This window comes from Aliisedimentitalea scapharcae (assembly GCF_045277565.1).
In the GTDB taxonomy this organism is placed as follows: domain Bacteria; phylum Pseudomonadota; class Alphaproteobacteria; order Rhodobacterales; family Rhodobacteraceae; genus Aliisedimentitalea; species Aliisedimentitalea scapharcae.
This window is the reverse complement of the sequence record NZ_CP123586.1, coordinates 133416-152583: the sequence shown is the minus strand read 5'-3', so window position 1 is coordinate 152583 and position 19168 is coordinate 133416. Positions and strand designations below refer to the sequence as shown.

At 55.6% G+C, this 19168-nt stretch carries 17 protein-coding genes; 14 read left to right on the top strand and 3 right to left on the bottom strand.

Annotated features, from left to right (window positions below; all coding sequences use genetic code 11):
• Positions 1-24 precede the first annotated feature (24 nt).
• A complete protein-coding gene (locus QEZ52_RS22540; protein ID WP_343211602.1) occupies positions 25-1017 on the bottom strand; it encodes an AraC family transcriptional regulator in 993 nt (330 codons plus the stop codon).
• Positions 1018-1153: 136 nt separating this feature from the next.
• Between QEZ52_RS22540 and QEZ52_RS22535 the strand changes: the two genes are divergently transcribed.
• Positions 1154-3073: an amidohydrolase family protein gene (locus tag QEZ52_RS22535; RefSeq protein WP_343211601.1), complete on the top strand. Its 1920-nt coding sequence runs from the start codon at positions 1154-1156 to the stop codon at positions 3071-3073.
• 246 nt (positions 3074-3319) lie between these two features.
• Here the strand turns inward: QEZ52_RS22535 and QEZ52_RS22530 are convergent, their stop codons facing one another.
• Positions 3320-3748: an Rrf2 family transcriptional regulator gene (locus QEZ52_RS22530; protein ID WP_343211600.1), complete on the bottom strand. Its 429-nt coding sequence runs from the start codon at positions 3746-3748 to the stop codon at positions 3320-3322.
• A 105-nt stretch (positions 3749-3853) separates the two neighbouring features.
• Here QEZ52_RS22530 and QEZ52_RS22525 point away from each other — a divergent pair, with 105 nt between their 5' ends.
• The 11 genes from QEZ52_RS22525 (at position 3854) to QEZ52_RS22475 (ending at position 13005) form a co-directional block, all read left to right on the top strand.
• On the top strand, positions 3854-5068 hold the full coding sequence (locus QEZ52_RS22525; RefSeq protein WP_343211599.1) for a GTP-binding protein: 1215 nt from the start codon (positions 3854-3856) through the stop codon (positions 5066-5068).
• Complete coding sequence (locus QEZ52_RS22520; RefSeq protein WP_343211598.1) at positions 5065-5700, top strand: DUF1826 domain-containing protein; 636 nt, start codon at positions 5065-5067, stop codon at positions 5698-5700. Before QEZ52_RS22525 ends, QEZ52_RS22520 begins: the two co-directional genes overlap by 4 nt.
• A complete protein-coding gene (locus tag QEZ52_RS22515) occupies positions 5697-5969 on the top strand; it encodes a DUF6525 family protein (RefSeq protein WP_343211597.1) in 273 nt (90 codons plus the stop codon). The genes QEZ52_RS22520 and QEZ52_RS22515 overlap by 4 nt, the downstream gene beginning before the upstream one ends.
• Positions 5970-5980: 11 nt before the next feature.
• Entirely contained in the window at positions 5981-7504 is a 1524-nt protein-coding gene (locus QEZ52_RS22510) for an ABC transporter substrate-binding protein (protein WP_406651344.1), read from the top strand.
• Positions 7501-8184: an ATP-binding cassette domain-containing protein gene (locus tag QEZ52_RS22505; protein ID WP_406651342.1), complete on the top strand. Its 684-nt coding sequence runs from the start codon at positions 7501-7503 to the stop codon at positions 8182-8184. Before QEZ52_RS22510 ends, QEZ52_RS22505 begins: the two co-directional genes overlap by 4 nt.
• Positions 8178-8903 (top strand): ABC transporter ATP-binding protein, encoded by a 726-nt coding sequence (locus QEZ52_RS22500; protein WP_406651340.1) that lies wholly within the window; start codon positions 8178-8180, stop codon positions 8901-8903. The genes QEZ52_RS22505 and QEZ52_RS22500 overlap by 7 nt, the downstream gene beginning before the upstream one ends.
• Entirely contained in the window at positions 8900-9838 is a 939-nt protein-coding gene (locus QEZ52_RS22495) for an ABC transporter permease (protein ID WP_343211593.1), read from the top strand. Before QEZ52_RS22500 ends, QEZ52_RS22495 begins: the two co-directional genes overlap by 4 nt.
• Entirely contained in the window at positions 9831-10625 is a 795-nt protein-coding gene (locus tag QEZ52_RS22490) for an ABC transporter permease (protein WP_343211592.1), read from the top strand. Before QEZ52_RS22495 ends, QEZ52_RS22490 begins: the two co-directional genes overlap by 8 nt.
• Positions 10622-10831, top strand: a complete 210-nt coding sequence (locus tag QEZ52_RS22485) for a hypothetical protein (RefSeq protein ID WP_406651337.1) — start codon at positions 10622-10624, stop codon at positions 10829-10831. The genes QEZ52_RS22490 and QEZ52_RS22485 overlap by 4 nt, the downstream gene beginning before the upstream one ends.
• A 267-nt stretch (positions 10832-11098) precedes the next feature.
• The gene (locus QEZ52_RS22480) at positions 11099-12004 is read left to right on the top strand and encodes a peptidylprolyl isomerase (RefSeq protein WP_343211591.1); all 906 of its coding nucleotides are present in this window, start codon (positions 11099-11101) and stop codon (positions 12002-12004) included.
• The gene (locus QEZ52_RS22475) at positions 12001-13005 is read left to right on the top strand and encodes a HupE/UreJ family protein (RefSeq protein WP_343211590.1); all 1005 of its coding nucleotides are present in this window, start codon (positions 12001-12003) and stop codon (positions 13003-13005) included. The genes QEZ52_RS22480 and QEZ52_RS22475 overlap by 4 nt, the downstream gene beginning before the upstream one ends.
• Before the next feature lie 120 nt (positions 13006-13125).
• Here the strand turns inward: QEZ52_RS22475 and QEZ52_RS22470 are convergent, their stop codons facing one another.
• Positions 13126-15831 (bottom strand): AsmA family protein, encoded by a 2706-nt coding sequence (locus tag QEZ52_RS22470; RefSeq protein WP_343211589.1) that lies wholly within the window; start codon positions 15829-15831, stop codon positions 13126-13128.
• 482 nt (positions 15832-16313) lie between these two features.
• Between QEZ52_RS22470 and QEZ52_RS22465 the strand changes: the two genes are divergently transcribed.
• Both QEZ52_RS22465 and QEZ52_RS22460 read left to right on the top strand, forming a co-directional pair.
• The gene (locus QEZ52_RS22465; protein ID WP_343211588.1) at positions 16314-17546 is read left to right on the top strand and encodes a porin; all 1233 of its coding nucleotides are present in this window, start codon (positions 16314-16316) and stop codon (positions 17544-17546) included.
• Between the two features lie 430 nt (positions 17547-17976).
• The gene (locus tag QEZ52_RS22460) at positions 17977-19140 is read left to right on the top strand and encodes a peptidoglycan-binding protein (protein WP_406651334.1); all 1164 of its coding nucleotides are present in this window, start codon (positions 17977-17979) and stop codon (positions 19138-19140) included.
• Positions 19141-19168: the final 28 nt, after the last annotated feature.

Sequence of the window (19168 nt, the reverse complement as noted above, 5' to 3'; positions counted from 1 at the left end):
ATAGAGCAGCCATATTTGGCCGGTTCAGGTGACTCGGCCACGACGAAACTGGCTCGGGCTGAGGCCGGTCCATTTGCGAAAGGCGCGGGCAAAATTGGAGCTACTGGTATAGCCTAGTGAGCTTGCAAACTGCGCGATGTCAATGTCAGTCGTTCCAATGCTTTCGATCGCTATTTTCTTTCTCACTTCGTTGCGGATTTCGGAAACGCTGGTGCCCGTAGCCCTGAGCTCCGATTGCAGTTTCCATACCGGCATACCCAATGACTGAGCAACGTCGGTCAGATCAAAATCAACAACAGCAATATTTCTTTGCACAACACGCCTTGTTCGTTCGACAAGATCCACCAAACCCACATCCGGAAGTCTCACAGCAGGCGAGTTCGGTCTTGGATCCACTGCTTTGAGCGTTGCTTCCAACCACAGGGAAGGAAAACGAAGCACCGTACCCTTTGCCCCATCAAGGACCGAAGTCGTGGGAAGAACTTCATCTGCAATTAATGTCTTGTCTGAGGTGACCACCAGGAGTTCACTTTTGTCATACATCTCTCCGAGCGCTCCTTTCAGAACCCCAACGAAAAATCCAACAGCCGTTGCATCTGCATACTCCGCATTGCTGGACGCACTGCTGGGGCGTGTCAGCTTCCAAAGCGCGACTTGGCCGTCAGCCTCCATTCGGTATATGGCAGAGCCCCCTTGGTCTCGAGCAGATGAGCTGAAACGCAAAAAGAACTGCCAGACTGTTAGGCCACCGGCAAGAAGTGGCAGAAATGGCATCCATTCCCCTTGCGCCATCCGCATGCCCAATTGGCTGCATAATGTTTTTTCGCCACTCCATTCTGTGGACCATCGCAGAAACCCATAAACAGTATTTGCTGGGATTAGCGTTGACGGATCATCCAGTTCAGACTGGTTGACGCCAAGGCGGTGCGCCATAGTTTCTGGGGCACAGCCTTTTGCTTTTAAGTCATCAAGAAATGGGTGCAGAAACAAAATGCTTTGTGTGGGTTCAGTAGGCATAGATCACCTTAACAGCATATTTGACAATAGCATTCATTAGGCGGGAGAATTTCTGTCCCGATCCTGCTGTGATGAATATCGAGTTCACCATTTATTCGGTTATGCTGCAATCAGTAACGCACACAGTGAGGTTGTTATGAAACCGCGGAACACATTACTTTCAGTACTTTTTGTTACGTCAGCCCTATCCACTCAGGTTTTTGCTCAGAACTTTGATGTCGTCATTCTGAATGGCAGGGTTATGGATCCCGAAACCGGGTTTGACCAAGTTGCAAATGTAGGCATCAACAACGGTTGGATCACGAAGATTACCGGAGAGACCATCGAAGGTGCCGAGACCATTGATGCGACCGGTCACGTTGTTGCACCCGGCTTCATTGACCTCGAACAACACGGGCTCAGCCCTTTTGGGATCAAGCTGAATTTGCGCGATGGTGTGACAACGCAGATGGATTTTGAGGTCGGCGCGCTCAATATTTCCGAATGGTATGCTGAGCGGGAAAACAACACCCAGGCAAATTTTGGTACTGTCGTGGGGCAGGAGTTTGCCCGCATGCGGGTGCATGATGGGCTGGCGCTCGACGGGCCGAATGTCTCGATGCCCTATTTCTTTGACTACCGAATTGATGCCGCCGAGGATGGTGTTGATGGCTGGTCAGTCACACGTAGTACTCTGGATCAGATGAATGAAATCACCGCGACGCTTGATGAAGGTTTGCGTGAAGGTGCGCTGGGTGTTGGATCGACCATCGGATATGCACGGGAAGGTATCACGACCTATGAAATGTTTGAGGCCCAGAAAATTGCAGCCAAGTACGGTCGCCTGACTGCCGCGCACCACCGCTTTCATCCCAGCGCATCGACTCCGATCGAAACCGCGACCGGCGCAAACGAGTTGCTGACGAATGCGATGGTTCTGGGGGCCTCGCTTCAACTTCACCATACCAACGACTACGGCTGGTGGGAGATTGAAGAAAAGATGCAACTGGCCCGGGCACAGGGTCATAATGTCTGGTCAACCTGGTATCCTTGGACCGCGGGGTCGGGGAACTATGGCGCTTCCATTCTCGCACCTGACAATTGGGAAGATTCGATGGGATACAAGTATGAGGAAACCATTTTCGATCCTCAGCTTGACAGATATGTCACCAAAGAAGAATTCCTCGAATTCAAAGACTCCGAACCCGGGCGCACTGCAATTGCCTTTAGCCCCCCCCGCGAGCAGTGGATCAAGGATTGGATCAAAGTGCCCAATTTTGTCGTCTCGGGCGACGGTATGCCGGGGTTGAATGAAAAAGGAGAGCGGCTTGATTGGGATTCCCCGTTCGAAGACTATGCAGGCCACCCGCGTTCGGCTGGTTCACACGCTATTCTGTTGCGGTTGGCACGTGAAAACGATGTGCCGCTGATGTTCTCTTTGTCGCAGCTTAGCTATTGGGCAGCCAAACAATTGGGTGACGCCGGTATTCAGGCAATGGACGTGCGTGGGCGTATGCAAGAAGGCATGATCGCGGATATCACCATATTTGATCCTGAAAATGTTACGGAAAACGCCACCTATTCAAAGGGCAAGAACGGTCTTCCCTCTACTGGCATTCCTTATGTTCTGGTGCATGGCACAATTGTTGTTTCCGACAGCAAAGTTTTGAAAGGCGTAAACCCTGGGGAAGCTATCCGCTATCCAGTGGAAGAAGTGGGCCGTTTCGAGCCCTCAAACAAAGAACAATGGCTGCGCACCTTTACCATCGACACCGGTGGTGCCCGCCCAACACTGTATGACGACATACTGGATGATCAGTCATCCCTCGAGCTTCCTCAATCCAGTGAACCGGTGGACTATCGCGTGGCCAAGGTCGATTTGACCAAAGCTGAGCCGCAAGATTGGTTTGCGCAGCCCAATGCAATGGATGATTCAGAGTTGTTCCTGTGTCGGGTCCATGGCGTTTATGAGGACAAGGTCACCGCACAGCAGGACTGGGCACAGGCACTGATCGCGAGGAATTCACAGGCGTCCCCATATGATCCTCTGTCGGTAACGGGTACCACGGGCAACTGAGTTCAAAAGGACTGACATGGGCGTCGGTGATGAACGCTTTCCACCAGAGTTCGGCACCGGGCGCCATCCCAATGAACACAAAGACCAAAGTTGGCCAATTTGAACAAAAGCAAAGAGGTTCCTGAGAACGACGTGTCGGCGGGTTCTTTAGACTTGTTGTCTATTCCGGCAGTTGCTCAGGTCCTTGGTGGACCTGTGTCTGTCCGGTGTGAATTGGAGACGGGTTGACGGCCCCACAAATGGCCCTCAACTGTCGCAATAGCTGCATGACTTTGGATGAACATCGGTGATCGACGTTTCGCGCAAACGTTGCACGAGGCTCTCTTCTATTTCTTCGAGGACTTCGGCAACGCGCGTTTGTAGGTCTGTTTCGACGCTGCAATGCGAAGGCTCGGCGTCACTGTCGCTTCCTGATACAAGCCGTTCATCCAACGCCAGGTAGACATCTGCGAGCGTGATGCCGCGGGCCGGTTTGGCCAAACGCCACCCACCCGCATGTCCTTTTTCCGACACCAATAGACCTGCTTCCCTGAGCTTCCCAAGAACACGGCGCACGACTACGGGGTTCGTTCCGGCGTGATCGGCAATATCTGCGGAAGTTCGCACGCGGTCGGGATCACCCGCCATGTGGCTGAGCGTGTGCAGGGCGAGAGATAGGCGACTGTTCCGCTTCATGCGCAAAGTTTCTCCATATCGTGACTATATGTAACAATTGTAGTTGCATTAGTCTAGTAACTGCGTAAGTTGCGTGATCGTTATTGCACGCGTTGGAGATCATAGATGCCAGATACTCGACTTCCCGTCACCGTCTTGTCCGGATTTTTAGGTGCGGGCAAAACAACCCTGCTGAACCGCGTGCTCAACAATCGTGAAGGACGACGCGTTGCGGTCATCGTCAATGACATGTCCGAGGTCAACATCGATGCGGACCTGGTGCGCGCGGACACCGAACTCAGCCGCACGGATGAGACGTTGGTCGAGATGTCAAACGGCTGCATCTGCTGCACGTTGCGTGACGACCTTTTGGATGAGGTACGTCGGTTGGCGGCCGAACGACGGTTTGACTATTTGCTGATCGAAAGCACCGGAATTTCCGAGCCATTGCCTGTTGCTGCCACCTTTGATTTCCGCGACGAATTCGGCAACAGCCTATCTGATGTTGCCCGGTTGGACACGATGGTGACGGTCGTCGACGCGGTGAACCTGCTCAAGGACTTTTCCAGCCACGATTTCCTGCGTGACCGCGGTGAAGTCATGGGGGATGAGGATGAACGGACGCTGGTACATCTGCTGACTGACCAAATGGAATTTGCCGATGTGGTGATCCTGAATAAGGTCGCTGATGCGTCTGAGGCACAGGTGGATGCAGCCTGCAAGATCATACGCAGCCTGAACGCCGATGCCGAGATCATCGAGACCAATCATTCACAGGTTGCGGCAGAGAAGATTCTCGACACAGGTCTTTTCGATTTCGACAAGGCGCATGAGCATCCGATGTGGGCCAAAGAGCTTTACGGTTTTGCAGATCACGTGCCGGAGACCGAAGAATACGGTGTGACCTCCCATGTCTATCGTGCACGCCAGCCCTTTATCCCTGAGAAGATCCTGGCGGTTCTGAACGGCAATATGCCTGGTGTGATCCGTGCCAAGGGCCACTTCTGGATCGCCACGCGCCCCGATTGGGTCGCGGAGTTCTCGCTTGCTGGATCACTGTCGAGCGTCAAACCGATTGGCACCTGGTGGGCCAGTTTCCCCAAAGAGCGTTGGCCTGATCACGCGTCCGCGCGTGAGTACATGCAGCAGCATTGGCAGGAGCCATGGGGCGACCGTCGGCAGGAGCTGGTGTTCATTGGATCGGGCATCGATTGGTCTGCTCTTAAGGCCAAACTTGACGCCTGCCTTGTTCCATCTGTGTTGGCTGCCGGGCCCGGTGCCTTGCCGCTCGATATGCCCGACCCGTTCCCGGGCTGGCGGCGCGTCGAGGATGCCGCATGAACATCGCGACATCGATATCAGCTGATCAGCCTGCTGGCGTCAGCGTTGTGCGCGACGCAAGAGGCTTGGAGAGCTTTCGTGATTCGGCCTGCGCAGCCACGCTTTGGGATCGTGCGGCGTCGCCCGATGCCATTTCATGGTTTGCCGGGCTGGACGCGGACACTCTGCCCTGCGGGCGGGTTGTAGTGCTGGCAAACGCAGTCGGCGAAACGGCCCAGCATCTTTGCGATATCTCTGGAATGCCAAAGGGACAACAGTGCGATTGGCTGATTGATGATATCGCCAGTCTGGCTCAGCGCTTTTCCGACCTCATGCAATCCGCCTATCTTCAACTCAGGCTCGAGGCTGTTGCAACAAACGCCTGCCGAAAGTTCCACCTTGATGCGATCATGGGCAGGCTGGTGTGCACCTATCGCGGGACGGGCACGCAATACGGAACATCCGTGAGTGGTAAAGAGCCTGAGCATATTTTCACCGTTCCAACCGGCGCGCCCATTTTGTTGCGCGGGACGCGTTGGCCGCCAAAACCAGAGATGGGTCTGTTGCATCGCTCACCTCCGATTGAGGGGACGGGTGAAACCCGCCTTGTGCTCGTTCTTGACCCGATCTTTGATCTGGAAACGGCCGAATGAACCGCAATCTCGGACAAAGCAGCCTGCGTCGCAAAAGGCGTTCCGGTGATCCTATGGATGCCTTTGACGGATTGCCTGCACCAGTTCGCCAATGGGTCGCTCGGGCGGCCTTGCCGTGGTCTCCTGCCTCCGTTCGCCGCATTTGGTCCAAGTCGCGGGCCAAAGGGTTGTCAGCGGAAGAAGCGCTTCAATCGCTCACCCTTGCCGAAGCCCGTACATTGGCCCGTGATCGACAATCCACTGCTTTCAAACTCAACTCAATGACCTGAAGGAAATGCTCATGTCGTTCTATTCACGGCTCGCCTGTGCCGCTGCGCTTGCTCTTGGCATGGCTCTGCCCGCTACAGCTCAAGAGGGCAGCCTCACCATCTCCGTTGGCTTCGGGCCAACAGCCGAAGTTCCCGATCCGCGTGCCAGCTACAACGGCTGGATGTCAAACCAGACTGGCGTGACCGAAACGCTAATGGGGATCGACTATGACATGAACCTCTACCCGCGTCTGGCAGAAGCGATCGACCAATCATCGCCCACTACATGGCGCGTGACTGTGCGCAAGGGTGTGACCTTCCACGATGGCTCTCCGGTGACGGCGCAGGCGGTCATTGATGCGATTGCACCGATCTCGGACAAAACCCACGCAGGTCACAACGCTCGGGTCGCAAAGCTGCTTGATCTGGCCGACATGTCGACGGACGGAGACACAATCGTCGTGTTCGAGACAAACAGCCCGAACGCCGCCTTCCCCTGGACCCTGTCCGAGCCTGCGATTGCGATCCTGGGCACTCCGTCTGAGGCGTTTCCGATCAATGCCACGGGACCGTATGTGTTCAAGGAGGCGGTGCCAGAACAGCTTTACCGCGTGCAAGCGAACCCCAATTATTGGAAGGGTATGCCCGGCTTGGAACAAGTTCGCGTCGTCGCCACCGCGAACCCGGCCACGGCCGCACTGGCCTTTGAGGCAGGCGAAGTTGATCTGGTCATCAACTATCCCGAAACGGACTTTGACCGGATCAGGGCAACCGGAGCGCAGGGCTTTTCCGCACCGACGGCACGGCTTTACTTCTACACCGTCAACGCGACAAGCGGGCCAATGGTCAACCCACTGATCCGTCAGGCTGTGTCCTATGCAATTGATCGTCAGGGTATCGTTCAAGCGGCCCTGTCCGGCGTCGGTGGTGTTCCAGCAGGGACAATCTACCCCAAGGGCACAGTTTGGGCCGCAGATCTTCCTGCCACCTATGATCCGACCAAAGCCGAAGCGCTGCTCACCGAAGCGGGCGCGGTCAAGGAAGGGAGCACATGGATGCTGGAGGGCGCACCGTTGGAGATCGACATCGTCACCTATTCGTCGCGCGCGGCGTTGCCGCCGACGGCTGAGCTGACCCAAGCTTTTCTTGCCGCAATCGGCGTAAAGGCCAATATTACGGTGGGCGAATGGGGCGCGAGCAATGATGCGATTGTGGCGGGCGAAGCTGATCTCTTCTTGCAAGCGTGGGTAACGACACCCCAGGGTGACCCGGGTGCAGTGCTGGAAACCTTGTTGAAGTCTGACGGAGGTTCCAATTCTGGAAGCTTTGCCAATACGCGCCTTGACGAGCTGCTGGACCAAGGTCGCCTGACCTTCGAGCATGAAAAGCGCAAGGCGATCTATGACGAGGTGCAGGAGATCATTGCGTCTGAGGCCGCCCTGATCCCCGTTTTCCACGTAAGCCAGACGAATGTGGGCGTCGCCGGCTTGACCGGCTATCAGGTGCATCCAACCGAAACCTACTGGATCACGCACGAGACGAAGCTGAGCGAATGACAATGACCGTAACCGGCCTGACCGCAGTGCGCTCGGGCCGGACCATTCTCCATTCCACTTCGCTGAATATCCCATTGCGGGACCGCATCGGTCTCGTTGGGTCCTCTGGCTCAGGAAAAACTACGCTCGGACACGCGCTGATCGACGATCTGCGCGCGCAGGGTCACTGCGTTGCCCACGTGCCGCAAAGCCCGGAGGAAGCGCTCGATCCGTTGCGTTCCATGGCGTTTCATTGGCGCGAGGCGGAAGTGGCCTTGGGGCTCGCGCCTGATCGTGCGGATCAGGCAGCGCTGTTTGTCGCGCTGAAGATTGAAGGGGGTGATCTGCGCAAACGTCCATGGAGCTGGAGCCGGGGTATGCAACAGCGGTTCGTCATCGCCATGGCCCTGCTCGGCAACCCAGATCTGATTGTGCTGGATGAACCCACCTCTGCGCTTGATCCAGTTGTGGCCGCTGCAACGATGGAACTCCTCGGCGGTTTTCTGGATGGTAAAGACACGGCAATGATCCTGATCACCCATGACCTTGGCCTTGTTGCACGGCGAGTCGAAAGACTGATGGTGATGGACTCTGGACATTTGGTCGAACAAGGGCGGACCAAGGAGATATTGGAACGACCAAAGACGCGGGCAGCCAAAGCCCTTTCAGCGCATCGAAATTGGATGGCACTGCCGTGTTGAAGGTGAATGGTCTTGTGGTGAAACGTGGATCGCACGTCACGTTGGAGGACATCTCGTTGTCCTTGAATGAGGGTGAAACGCTCGCGGTGGTTGGCGAAAGTGGAGCTGGTAAATCCACATTGATCGCCGCAATCTTGAACCTGTTGAAACCCTCGGCGGGCGAGATCACATGGCACGACAAACCGATACGTGCCGCCCGCCCCGCATTGGTCATGCAAGAGCCGCGTGCCGCCTTCAATCCAGCGCTCAGCCTGCGACGGTCTGTGATGGAGCCGGTTGTGGCGCAGGGGATTGCATTCACAGAAGGCCGGTTAGAGCGGCTTTGTGCAGGGTTGGAACTGCCGCTCGACCTGCTGGAGCGCCGTCCCGATCAAGTCTCCATTGGTCAAGCGCAGAGGGCTGGCATTCTGCGCGCCCTGATTGTCGCACCACGGCTTGTGTTATTTGATGAGCCCCTTTCAGCGCTCGACGCGGTGGCGCAGAAACACACGGCGCAATTGATTTCAGGTCTCCAAAGCGAAGAAGAATTTGCCGCACTGATCGTCACCCATGACATTGGCTATGCGATCGCCCACGCGGATCAGGTCGTGGTGTTAAAGGCCGGGCGGGTCGAAGAGACTGCAAATGCCAAAACCTTCGCACTGAATCCGCGATCGCCCTATTCCCGCGCCTTGCGGGATGCCGCAATCTCGCTTGGTGCGCTCGAGGACGCGGCATGATCAAAGCAATTGGCGGCCTGGCTCTGCGCGTAGTCGTCGTATTGTCGGGGACAGCGATCCTGACGTTTGCGCTGCTTTGGAATGCGCCTGGTGACCTCGCACAAACCATTGCCATGGCCCGCTTCGACGCGCTCTTGACCGAAGACGTGATCGATCAGGTCCGCGAGGAGGTCGGATTGAACACGAGCTTTTGGCAAGCCTTTTGGGCATGGCTTGGCCCGTTGATTAGGCTCGATTTCGGCTATTCTGCGGTAACGGGTCGTCCTGTCTGGCCCGACCTTTGGGCGGCCATAACCTATACCTTCCCGCTGGCCCTGGCCGGGTTGGCGATCGGTCTTGCAACTTCGCTGCCGCTCGCGATCCTTGCCACCAAACGTCCGGGCGGGCTGTTGGATCGGGGCGCAGTTGCGATCGCATCACTTGGTGCCGCGATCCCGGCCTATTGGCTTGGGCTTTTGCTGATCTTGCTTTTTGCTGTTCAGCTCGGATGGCTTCCTGCCATGGGTGCGCGGACACTGGTCCATGCAGTCCTGCCCGCGGTCACGCTGGGCCTTGGTGTCGCCGCCTCGCTGACCCGGATCATCCGGTCGAGCATCCTAGAAGCCAGAGGCCAGCCTTTTCTGCCTGCGATCCGTCGGCGCGGCGTCAGAAGCAAAGCAGTGGCACGAGACCACATTGCCCCCCATGCCGCAATACCTGTCGTCACAGTCTTTGGGCTCGAACTGGCCTTCTTGCTCGAAGGGGCGGTGCTGGTTGAGGTCATCTTTGGCCGCCCGGGTCTGGGCACCTTTTTGGTCACCGCGATCACTGCGCGGGACTTCCCGCATGTGCAGGCTGTCGTCGTTTTGACCGCTCTTGTCTTTGTCGTGGTAAATCTGCTGACCGACATCATCTATCGCGCCATCGATCCCCGGATCGGAACCGAAGATGCGTAGCGTTTTGATCGTTGCCACTGGTCTTGTCGCTCTTGCGGTTCTTGGCCCGCTGTTTGCGCCTTTTGATCCCACGGCGATCAACATTCCAAACCGTCTTTCCCCCCCAAATGCGACGTTCCCGATGGGTACAGATGCGCTTGGGCGGGATGTCCTGTCGCGGTTGCTTTTTGGTGCGCGGTGGTCCTTGGGGCTGGCGTTCTTGATCTCGCTTCTGAGCCTCTTCATTGGGACGTCAATCGGCCTTATGGCAGCGCTTGGCGGCAAGTATGCGGATTGGTCGTTGATGCGCGCAACCGATACCTTCCTGGCATTTCCTGAACTTGTGGCGGCCGTGGTCATCGCGGGGCTTATGGGTGCGGGGACCTGGAGCCTGATCTTTGCCCTCAGCGTCACAGGCTGGATGCGTTATGCCCGCGTGGCCCGGGGCATCGGTCTGTCGGTTCAAAGCCGCGGATATGTGGTGCAAGCCCGTTTGGCCGGGTTGCCCGGGTGGTCTATTGCGCTGTGGCATTACCTGCCGTCGCTGATCCCATCGCTCGCCGTTATCTGGACCGGCATGTTTGCCCGCGCGATCCTTGGCATCTCTGCGCTTGGGTTTCTCGGCTTTGGTGTCCAACCCCCGAACCCCGAGTGGGGTGCGATGTTATTGGACGCGCGCGTGCATATGCGCTCGACCCCTCTACAGATGATTTGGCCAGGGTTTGCAGTTGTCATCTGTGTTCTCACCATCAACCTTGCTGGCGATGCGCTGCGTGACGCAATGGCCAATGAAGGCGGTCATGAATGAGCGATCCAGCGTCGGAAAACGCTGCGAGACCTTTGGATTTCGTCGGATTTGATGTAACCGTCGAGGATATCACCGTCTGTGCCGATCGCCCGCCACAGCGAATGCTTCATGCCCGGGATCGTGATCAGGACTGCAACCAACTGCCGCTTGTCGTTTGGCCGTGGACGATCCTGGCAAGAGGAAGGCCTGTTTTGACCGGTGCCTGAGCGGAAGTGTCTGCGGGTGTTCAAGGGGCAGAGCGATCGGCTCGCGATTTGATACTGGGGTCGGATTCTACATCTGCGAAATTTGCTGCCACTCCAGGGCATAGTGTCCAGGCCGCGGGAGCCATATGGCGCGCTCATCTGGCGGTTTCCATTCCAAATCAATCTGGTACACTTTGATTGCGTTGTGATCTGACAGCGCCAAACAGAGGGGCAGATCTGTCGCCTCATGTCAGAAATTGAATTAGGAGTCTCTGGCAGCAACCGAATGTGCAATTGATCTGGTTCGAGCTGCTGTTTGTGTCATTGATGAAAGCCATTGTTCTCAACGCGTTTCGCGAACCGATGTTGCATTTCCTTGTGATTGGGGCCGTTTTGTTTGCGGTTTTCAACCTGAGGAACGATACCACACAGGATCAATCGGACCAGATTGTGGTTACCGCCGGTCATGTTGACCAGCTGGAAGCAGGATTCAAACGGTCCTGGTCGCGGGCTCCGACCGATCAGGAGCGCGAGGCGCTGATCTCTGAATACATCCGCAGCGAAGTGTTCTACCGAGAGGCCGTCAAGTTGGGATTGGATCAGGGAGACGGGGTGATCCGGCGCCGATTGCGGCAAAAACTCGAATTCATTCTGGAAGATGTTTCCGCGCTGGTTCCGCCAACGGATGATGATTTGCGTCAGTACCTTGAAGACAATGCCGAGAAATTCCGGCTGGAACCGCGCCTGTCGTTTCAACATATCTATCTCAGTCCCGAAAAGCGCGACGATATTGGGGCGGATGCCTTGTCAATACTGGCGCGTGTTGAGGCTGGCGAAGACCCTTGGCAATTGGGAGACACCATCATGTTGCCGCTTGCGGTCGAAGGGGCTTCGTTGAGCCAGATTGACCGGGAATTTGGCGACGGTTTTGCCAGGGCGCTGGACCGGGTGCCGCTAGGGCACTGGGGCGGGCCGGTTCAGTCCGGATTTGGTGGGCATCTGGTTTTTGTCAGTGAACGGGTCAAAGGGCGTTTGCCGGACCTCGATGACATCCGCGCCAAAGTTGCGCAAGATTGGTTGCGGGCGCAGAAACAAGATCTGGAGGACAAGACCTATCAGACATTGCGCACGGGCTATGAAATCATAATAGAGCCGACAGAAGACGATCAATCCGCACGCCAGGTGACCCAATGATAAAAGGGTATGGCCTTGTGTTTGCCGTCATTGTCTCGGCTTGCCTCTTGCTCTTTGGGTCCGGAGCTCGGGCGGACGACTCGCAACCTGGGTATCTTGAGTTTTCGGAAATTTCCGATGGACGATTCAGCGTACTTTGGCGCATTCCAAAGGCGGCGAATGCGCAGACTCCGCTGGCGCTGATCTTGCCGGATACCGTGCAGAACCTGACCGCGCCGACAACCACGGCAATGTCGAGAACCATTGTTGAAAGACGTCTGATCCAGGTTGCTCCCAACAGTTTTGCTGGCAGCCGGATCGAGGTTGACGGTTTGTTGGAAACCAACACCGATGTGTTGGTCCGGGTTGCGTTTTCGAACGGGGTGGCGACCACGACTTTGTTGCAGCCATCGCAAAACTGGATGATCGTTCAAGGCCCTCGAAGCGCGGCCCAGATCACCTGGGATTATACGGTTTTGGGGTTTGAACATATCCTGGAGGGCTTTGACCACCTGCTGTTCGTCTTGGCCCTTTTGCTGATTGTCGGGCCGTCCCGGCGGTTGTTCTGGGCCATTACGGCCTTTACCGGGGCACATAGTTTGACATTGGCTGGCGCTACATTGGGATTGGTATGGGTGCCCGGTCCCCCGGTTGAAGCCGTCATCGCTTTGTCGATATTGTTCCTCGCTGGCGAGATGTTGAAAGTTGTCCGGGGAAAACCCAGCCTGACCGCAAGGTCGCCGTGGTTGGTTGCGTTTACATTTGGGCTGTTACACGGCTTTGGTTTTGCCGGAGCATTGGCGGACGTTGGCCTGCCGCCCCACGAAATTCCTCTGGCATTGCTGATGTTCAATGTTGGTGTCGAATTGGGGCAGCTTGTTTTTGTCTTGGGTGTGCTGGGTGTCACTATGGTGCTCAAAAAAGCCGTGCGGTACTGGCCGACATGGATGGAACAGCTGCCTGCTTATTGCATCGGGTCCATTTCCGCCTTTTGGCTGATCGAGCGCGTCAGCGGGTTCTGACCAATTCCGCGTCTGCTGGGATCTGGCAGGGCTGAGCCAGCCAAACGTGTTCAATGACCAGCATATCACATTTACTGTGATGCTTTTGCAGGCCGGACCTATCGCCCTCGTTCCAGGATGTTACTGCAACTGCAGAATATCAGGCACACAGCGTTTTCTGTTTTTTGGCATGGTGGAAGCGCCATCTTTTCTGCGTAACTTGCGCGGGCCGTCTTTTACTTTGACCTTTGGTTTGGACATCGCCCCCGACAGCGAGAATGGCCAGGGGCTGCGGGACAGCGGCTTGCCGATTTTGCGTGGTTGGCCGTGAATGTCCAAGGATTTGTTGCTCAGATTTGCGCTGCCATAGACAACAACCTGAACGTCATCCGTTTCAACCACGATTCTTTTTGAGGAAATTGTTCCATTTGATATCTGCAATGGGGCGTTCATGCACACGATGGGGGCCCGGTCCCCTTTGTTCTTGGTAAATAGCCAGGGAATGACCCCAAGGCCGGCAATGTCCAGGAGCTGCGTATCAATGGTGCCATTCGAAAGCGATATTGTTGACCATCCCTTGAGAGACTTCAGAAAATCTTTACCGGAGGCGTGATTGCCGGAGACGTCAAAGCTGGCATTCAGAACCCCGCTGACACCATTTTTGAAATGCAGGGCATGCATGATTTTGCCCAGATCCCAACCACCTGTTGACCCTGAAACATTGACGATATCGGGGTTCTCATCCAGGTCCATCGAGCCGGTAACTTCAAAGCTGCCACCCGCATAGTCGAATGTCATCGGTCCCAGGCGCATTTTCCCACCCTTCAGCTCAAGATCGCTTTTCAGGCTGGACTTTCCTCTTTCGCCAACAACTTCTTGCAGGTCGATCGCCACTTCCAAGTCCATCCCTGACAACAGGATTGACCGCCCCAAAGGCAAGAGAGTGAGATCCCGGAATGGCCCTGGCGGAGGTTGCGTTTCGCTCGGAGCATCTTCGTCAACAGTTTTGTCGTCTGTCGGCGCGCTGTTTTGCTTTGCGGCATCTTCCAGTTTGGCGATCCTGGAAACCTGCATTGCCGCCGCAATCAGCGTTCTGATATCTGCCATCTGGATCAGTTCGCTTTCGATCCTGCCACGGACAATTGCATTTGGATCCTCGGCATCCAGTGTCACGTTGAACCCCAGTTGAGAGTCAGCAACAGAAACGCTGGCGTTGGATTGCCAGTCCGGGCCTTGGCTGTTGAGTTTTGCGGCGATCGTCAAAGGGCCTGTGTCGATTGGCTCCAGACCCAGGGCACCGAGCGTTTCGGCACCCGACACGATGTCTGCGGAAAGGTCCACAGCGATCTGGTTCAATGTCAGAATGTCGCCAACGGATCCTTTGGCGGTGAGATGCCACAGATCCGTATCTTGCGTTGCGGCATTAAGATCGGACAGCATCAACCCGTCCAGGCTGCCCGTCAGCCGAAACCCACCGGTGACTGTGCCCAAGATATCCGAAGTCTGGAATAATTCCGGCGATAGCAAGCTGGCCGTTGGCAAGGAGAGGGTTCCGCCGATATCAATGCCTTTGACTTGCAATGCATCGCTGATGGCCCCCTGAAGCACAACAAGGGGAGCATCGGGGGGACCCAGCCGCAGCGTGGCGTCGCCGATCGCCAACAGCCCATCCGGCGTTCTGGAGATATCAGATACCGCGATTGGTGGGGGCCCTTCTCCGCCGGTGTCCATGACGAACCCGTTGGTTTCAATCACCATCTTGCGCAACGGGATATCCCCGTCGCGGTTGGCGAGTTGCATGAAAACGCTGACCAGCTTCAGATCACGGCGCAAGGCCGTCTTTGGCGGTTCTGCATTTTCTGGGTACAATCTAATCGTGGTATCCAAAACCGCATTCGCCGGGTTTCCGGTGGGACCCAATGACCGTTTGACAACAACGCTTTGCCCACCGGTCAAGGACACGACCAAGTCGGCACCACCAACAAAGGTTTTACCGTCTTTGTGGATGATTTCTGCGCCTGCCTTGCCGGTTCCTGAAACCACCTTGTTGAGTTTCAAAACATCCTGCAGCTGGCCAAGGTCGTCAATCGTGGCGTCGGCCGTGGCCTGAAAACCTGCGAGGAATCCACCGTCGTCTGGTTTGGCGTCTATTCTCACACGCATACTGTCGAATGCCAGTTCAAGACCAGACGGGGCGTCGGGGTGGAATTCTCCGGACAGCGTGAAACCCTGACCGTTCAGATCACCGTTGCCCCGCAACTGAACGGGTTCACTGGTATCCTCCCGCGTGATGGCAAGTTCTGGCATGAGCAGGTTAAGGTCGAGACCATTGCGCCCATCGCGATAGACAATTTCCGCATTAGTGATCTGTAGTTTGTGGTCAGAAACGAGCCCGGATATTCCGGTGACTTGTCTCGGTTTGCTGGGCGCGTTGGGTTTGACTGACTTCGATGCCGGTGCCCAGGATGTTGTGCCGTCTTCCTTTGCGATGAGGTTGAAGGTAACCCCATCGACACCAAGGTTTAGCAAATCAATTTTGCCTTTGAGCAAGTCGGCCAGAACAAGGCTGAAGTTCAACTGGGATATCTCGGCAAGGTTGATATCATCGAGAGTCGGGCTTGGCAGCGTCACCCCCTGGGCTGATATGTTCAACACCTGCCCCAATTCAATTAGAACGCCGCCCTGAATCTGTACATTCTGACCGATTTTCTTGTTCAGGATCCATTCGGTCAACTGGCCTCTGGGACCTGCCAGAATGGATGAAGACAATACCAACCAAACCAAAACGACCAAAAATATGGAGAGCCCAAGGGTCAAAGCCAAAATCCGTTTACCCCAATGTTGCATCTGACCTATCACCTCATTTCCGGCCTTAAACCTGACCGGTTTTCGATACCCGCATACGAACTTGGCCCGTGGCCAGTGACGTCGATCGGGTGCTTGCCCTTCAAAATAGGGGACAGTCAACTTTGATCGCGTTGATTGCATCCTGTCAATATTCAGGGAGTTTAGGAGGAGGTCGCTGGAAATGCGACTCGTCTTTGACGTCAGATGTTGATTTCTGAGAAAAGTCCAAGTGTCGCTTGGGTCGGACAAAATTATGAGGTGACGGCCCGGGCCTGCACCTTATACTCTGAAAAGAATATATGTGTTATTTGATGCAAGATTTTTCGGACCATGCCCGGCCCGTGTCTGGCGGTCCTGTCCGAGATTGGATTTCTTTTGAGGGGCGTTTTAAGGGGAGTTGACGTAGATTGGTCGGGCCTCCGGTCGCAGATGCGCTGCGGATTGAACAGATTGGGCGAGCGAGAATCTAAGGGTTTTCAGTAATGGATAAACGTATCTTGGGCATGGTTGGCGTAGGGTTGGTAAGTTTTGCCCACTCCTTTGCTATGCCTGCCAATGCCCAGCAAACAGATGCGTCAGAAGCAGAAAACGCTTTGGAATCTTCCCAGAACTGGTCCAGGAACTGGGAGGAAAGCTGGCGCGATAGTTTGGCCAAGCGTCAGTCGTTTTGGCAGAAACTTTTACAATGGCAGATATCTGATCACACGCTTGTTCGGATCTATGGGCAATTCAACCTGGGGCAGTTGAACTATGATGACGGGTTCAATGAGATCAACACCCTGCGTGACAACCCCAACGCACCCAGCCGTATTGGTGTCCGGTTGGACACCGATTTCAACAATGGTGGAAATCTGTTCCTGAACATTGAATCGGCGTTTGCCCGCAGCACCTATGACGGCATTTTTCGGGGCGGCGTCGGATCCGGCAATAGCGATGCCTGGAACAAAACGCTGCTGCGCAAATTGGAAGCACGAGTGTATAATCCGCAATTGGGGCATTTTTCCTTTGGCCAGGGCAGCATGGCCGGCGACGGGATTACAGGGTTCGACTTTTCGGGCACTACTGTCGTCTCTTACAGCAGTGTCGGCGACACGATTTCAGGTATCCCGGCCCGTCAATTGGACGGAACAGAAAGCACACTCGACCTGCAGACCTTTTTCCCTGTGTTTGATGCCTCTCGCCGGTTCAGGTTTCGTTATGACAGTCTGGCCCACAGCAACGCCTCCATTTCCTTTGCCATAGGCAAGGAAGTGCTGATCGAAAACGATGACAATACCTATGCCGATATTGCGCTTCGTTATGAAACAAGCTGGCGGGGATTTGGTGTGAAGGCGGGTATTGCCTATGCCTACAACGACAGTTCACCGGCTTTCTTGTCTGGTTCCGTCGCGGGCCTGGATGAAGAAAGTGGGTTGAATTTTGCGGTGGCTGCCGGGGCAAACGATATAGATGGTCGGTTTTTGTATGGAAAGCTGGGTGTCATTCGCCAGCTGTCCCAGTTGGGGACAACAGCCTTTTCGGTCGATTACTATACTGGTTGGAACCCGCACCAGGCGGCCACCAATTCACGATCCTGGGGGGTCTCGGTCGTGCAACGTATCGATCCCCGAAATCTCGAACTTTATGCAACGTACCGCCGGTATTCGGTTGACGGAACGGCCGTTGCCTATCAGGACGCTGATGCCATTCTGGTTGGTGCTCGGATTTCCTGGTAATCAACGTGAACCGCCTGTGCAGATTCGAATGGCGTGTCCCACGATGGGTGTTGGGCCCAATGCGCACATCAGTTTTGGACAAAATCACCAACGATCTCTTTGAATACCAAAAAATGGGCAGCTTTGCTCCACTCTGTGTTGCAACCGGGTGGACTTGATTGACTTGCCTCGCTGCGTATCGACATAAGCGCGTTTGGCGAAGTTGCTTAAGTGGAAGGCAAAGACGATGGGTAAAGTGGTTGGGGTGGCGAACGTTCACGCGCGCCAAAATTGGACGCAAAAAACTGCCCTTGCCCCGATATTGGCAGCATTGTTCGGCTGCCTATTTTTTGGGGGGCCAGCTATTGCACAGGAAACCGCGGAAACACTGTTTGATCAGGTCAAATCAATCCACGCCGGCAGCGCAACACCCCGATCTGATCTCGAGGAAATGCAGCGGCTTCTGGATCGCATCCTGCAGCAATACCCAACCTCCGATCTGGCGGTTGCGATCCTGTTACGGGATACGATTGACGGCGTGGATCTGGCGGAATTCGACCGGTTGATCAGCAATACGACCGGATCTGGAATCGGGCAACGGGCGGGGTCCCAGGCTGATCTTCCGACGACCGAAGCAACGCGGGCCAACATCGGGACATGTATTGCGGCAGGCATCGGTCTGTTGCCGACCCAGCCAATCACAATTCGGGTCGAACTGAACGCCGAAGGACACGTCACCGGGATTCCGGATCTGGTAGAACCCAAAGAACCGGATTTCTTTGCGCGCAGCCTTTTCCTGGCGTCCGTTGCGGCGATAGACGGATGCGCGCCCTATCCAATCAATCTGATGGGTCGGCGGTTTGATGCGGATATTGCCATTGACGGTTCGGTCTCTCTGGTCGCTTCTGTTGGGGCCGAAGTATTGCATACTCCGGCACAAACGCCTGATGCAGGACAGGATGTGACTGCTAAACCGATCTCGCCTAGGTCGCTTTTTCTGCCCTCTTCGGACCAAACCGAAGAAGACCTGGAACTGGATAAACCTGCTATCCGGGACATTCAGGCAAGGTTGGTTGTTCTGGGATTTGATCCCAAGGGTATTGACGGGGTGATTGGGCGCGGTGCCAGAACAGCGTTGAAAGATTGGCAAGCATCGCAAGGCGCACAAGCCAATGGATTTCTGAACAAAGAACTGCTGGACACGTTGAAAGGCCAGAGCCACGAGGCGTTGGAAACCTGGCTTTTGGATCCGGCCAACGAGATTGCCTATAACCCGCCTCCGCCGATGCCTATTGGGCCGGATAACATGCCAGGAACATGGCAATTTACATCCAACTGCGGATCCAAAAGCCGATTGGGTTGGATGAAAGTCACCGGGGCCTTGTCAATTGCCCACACAAAGGGCGGGCGATATGTTGGGCGTGCCCGGACCTCTCAGGGCGTCAATGGAACGTTTTCGGGCAGGTTGAGCGATCGCAGAATTTCCGGCGAAATTGACTGGGGGTTTCTGGTAGGCCGGGTCAAAATTCGGGGCACGGTCGCAGAGCAGAAGCTGGTCATTGTAGGCCGCGATGCCAACGGATGTTCCTTTTACGCAGCCAAGTCTCAGCGCTAAATGGTCTTGATCCCAGCTTGGATGCGCG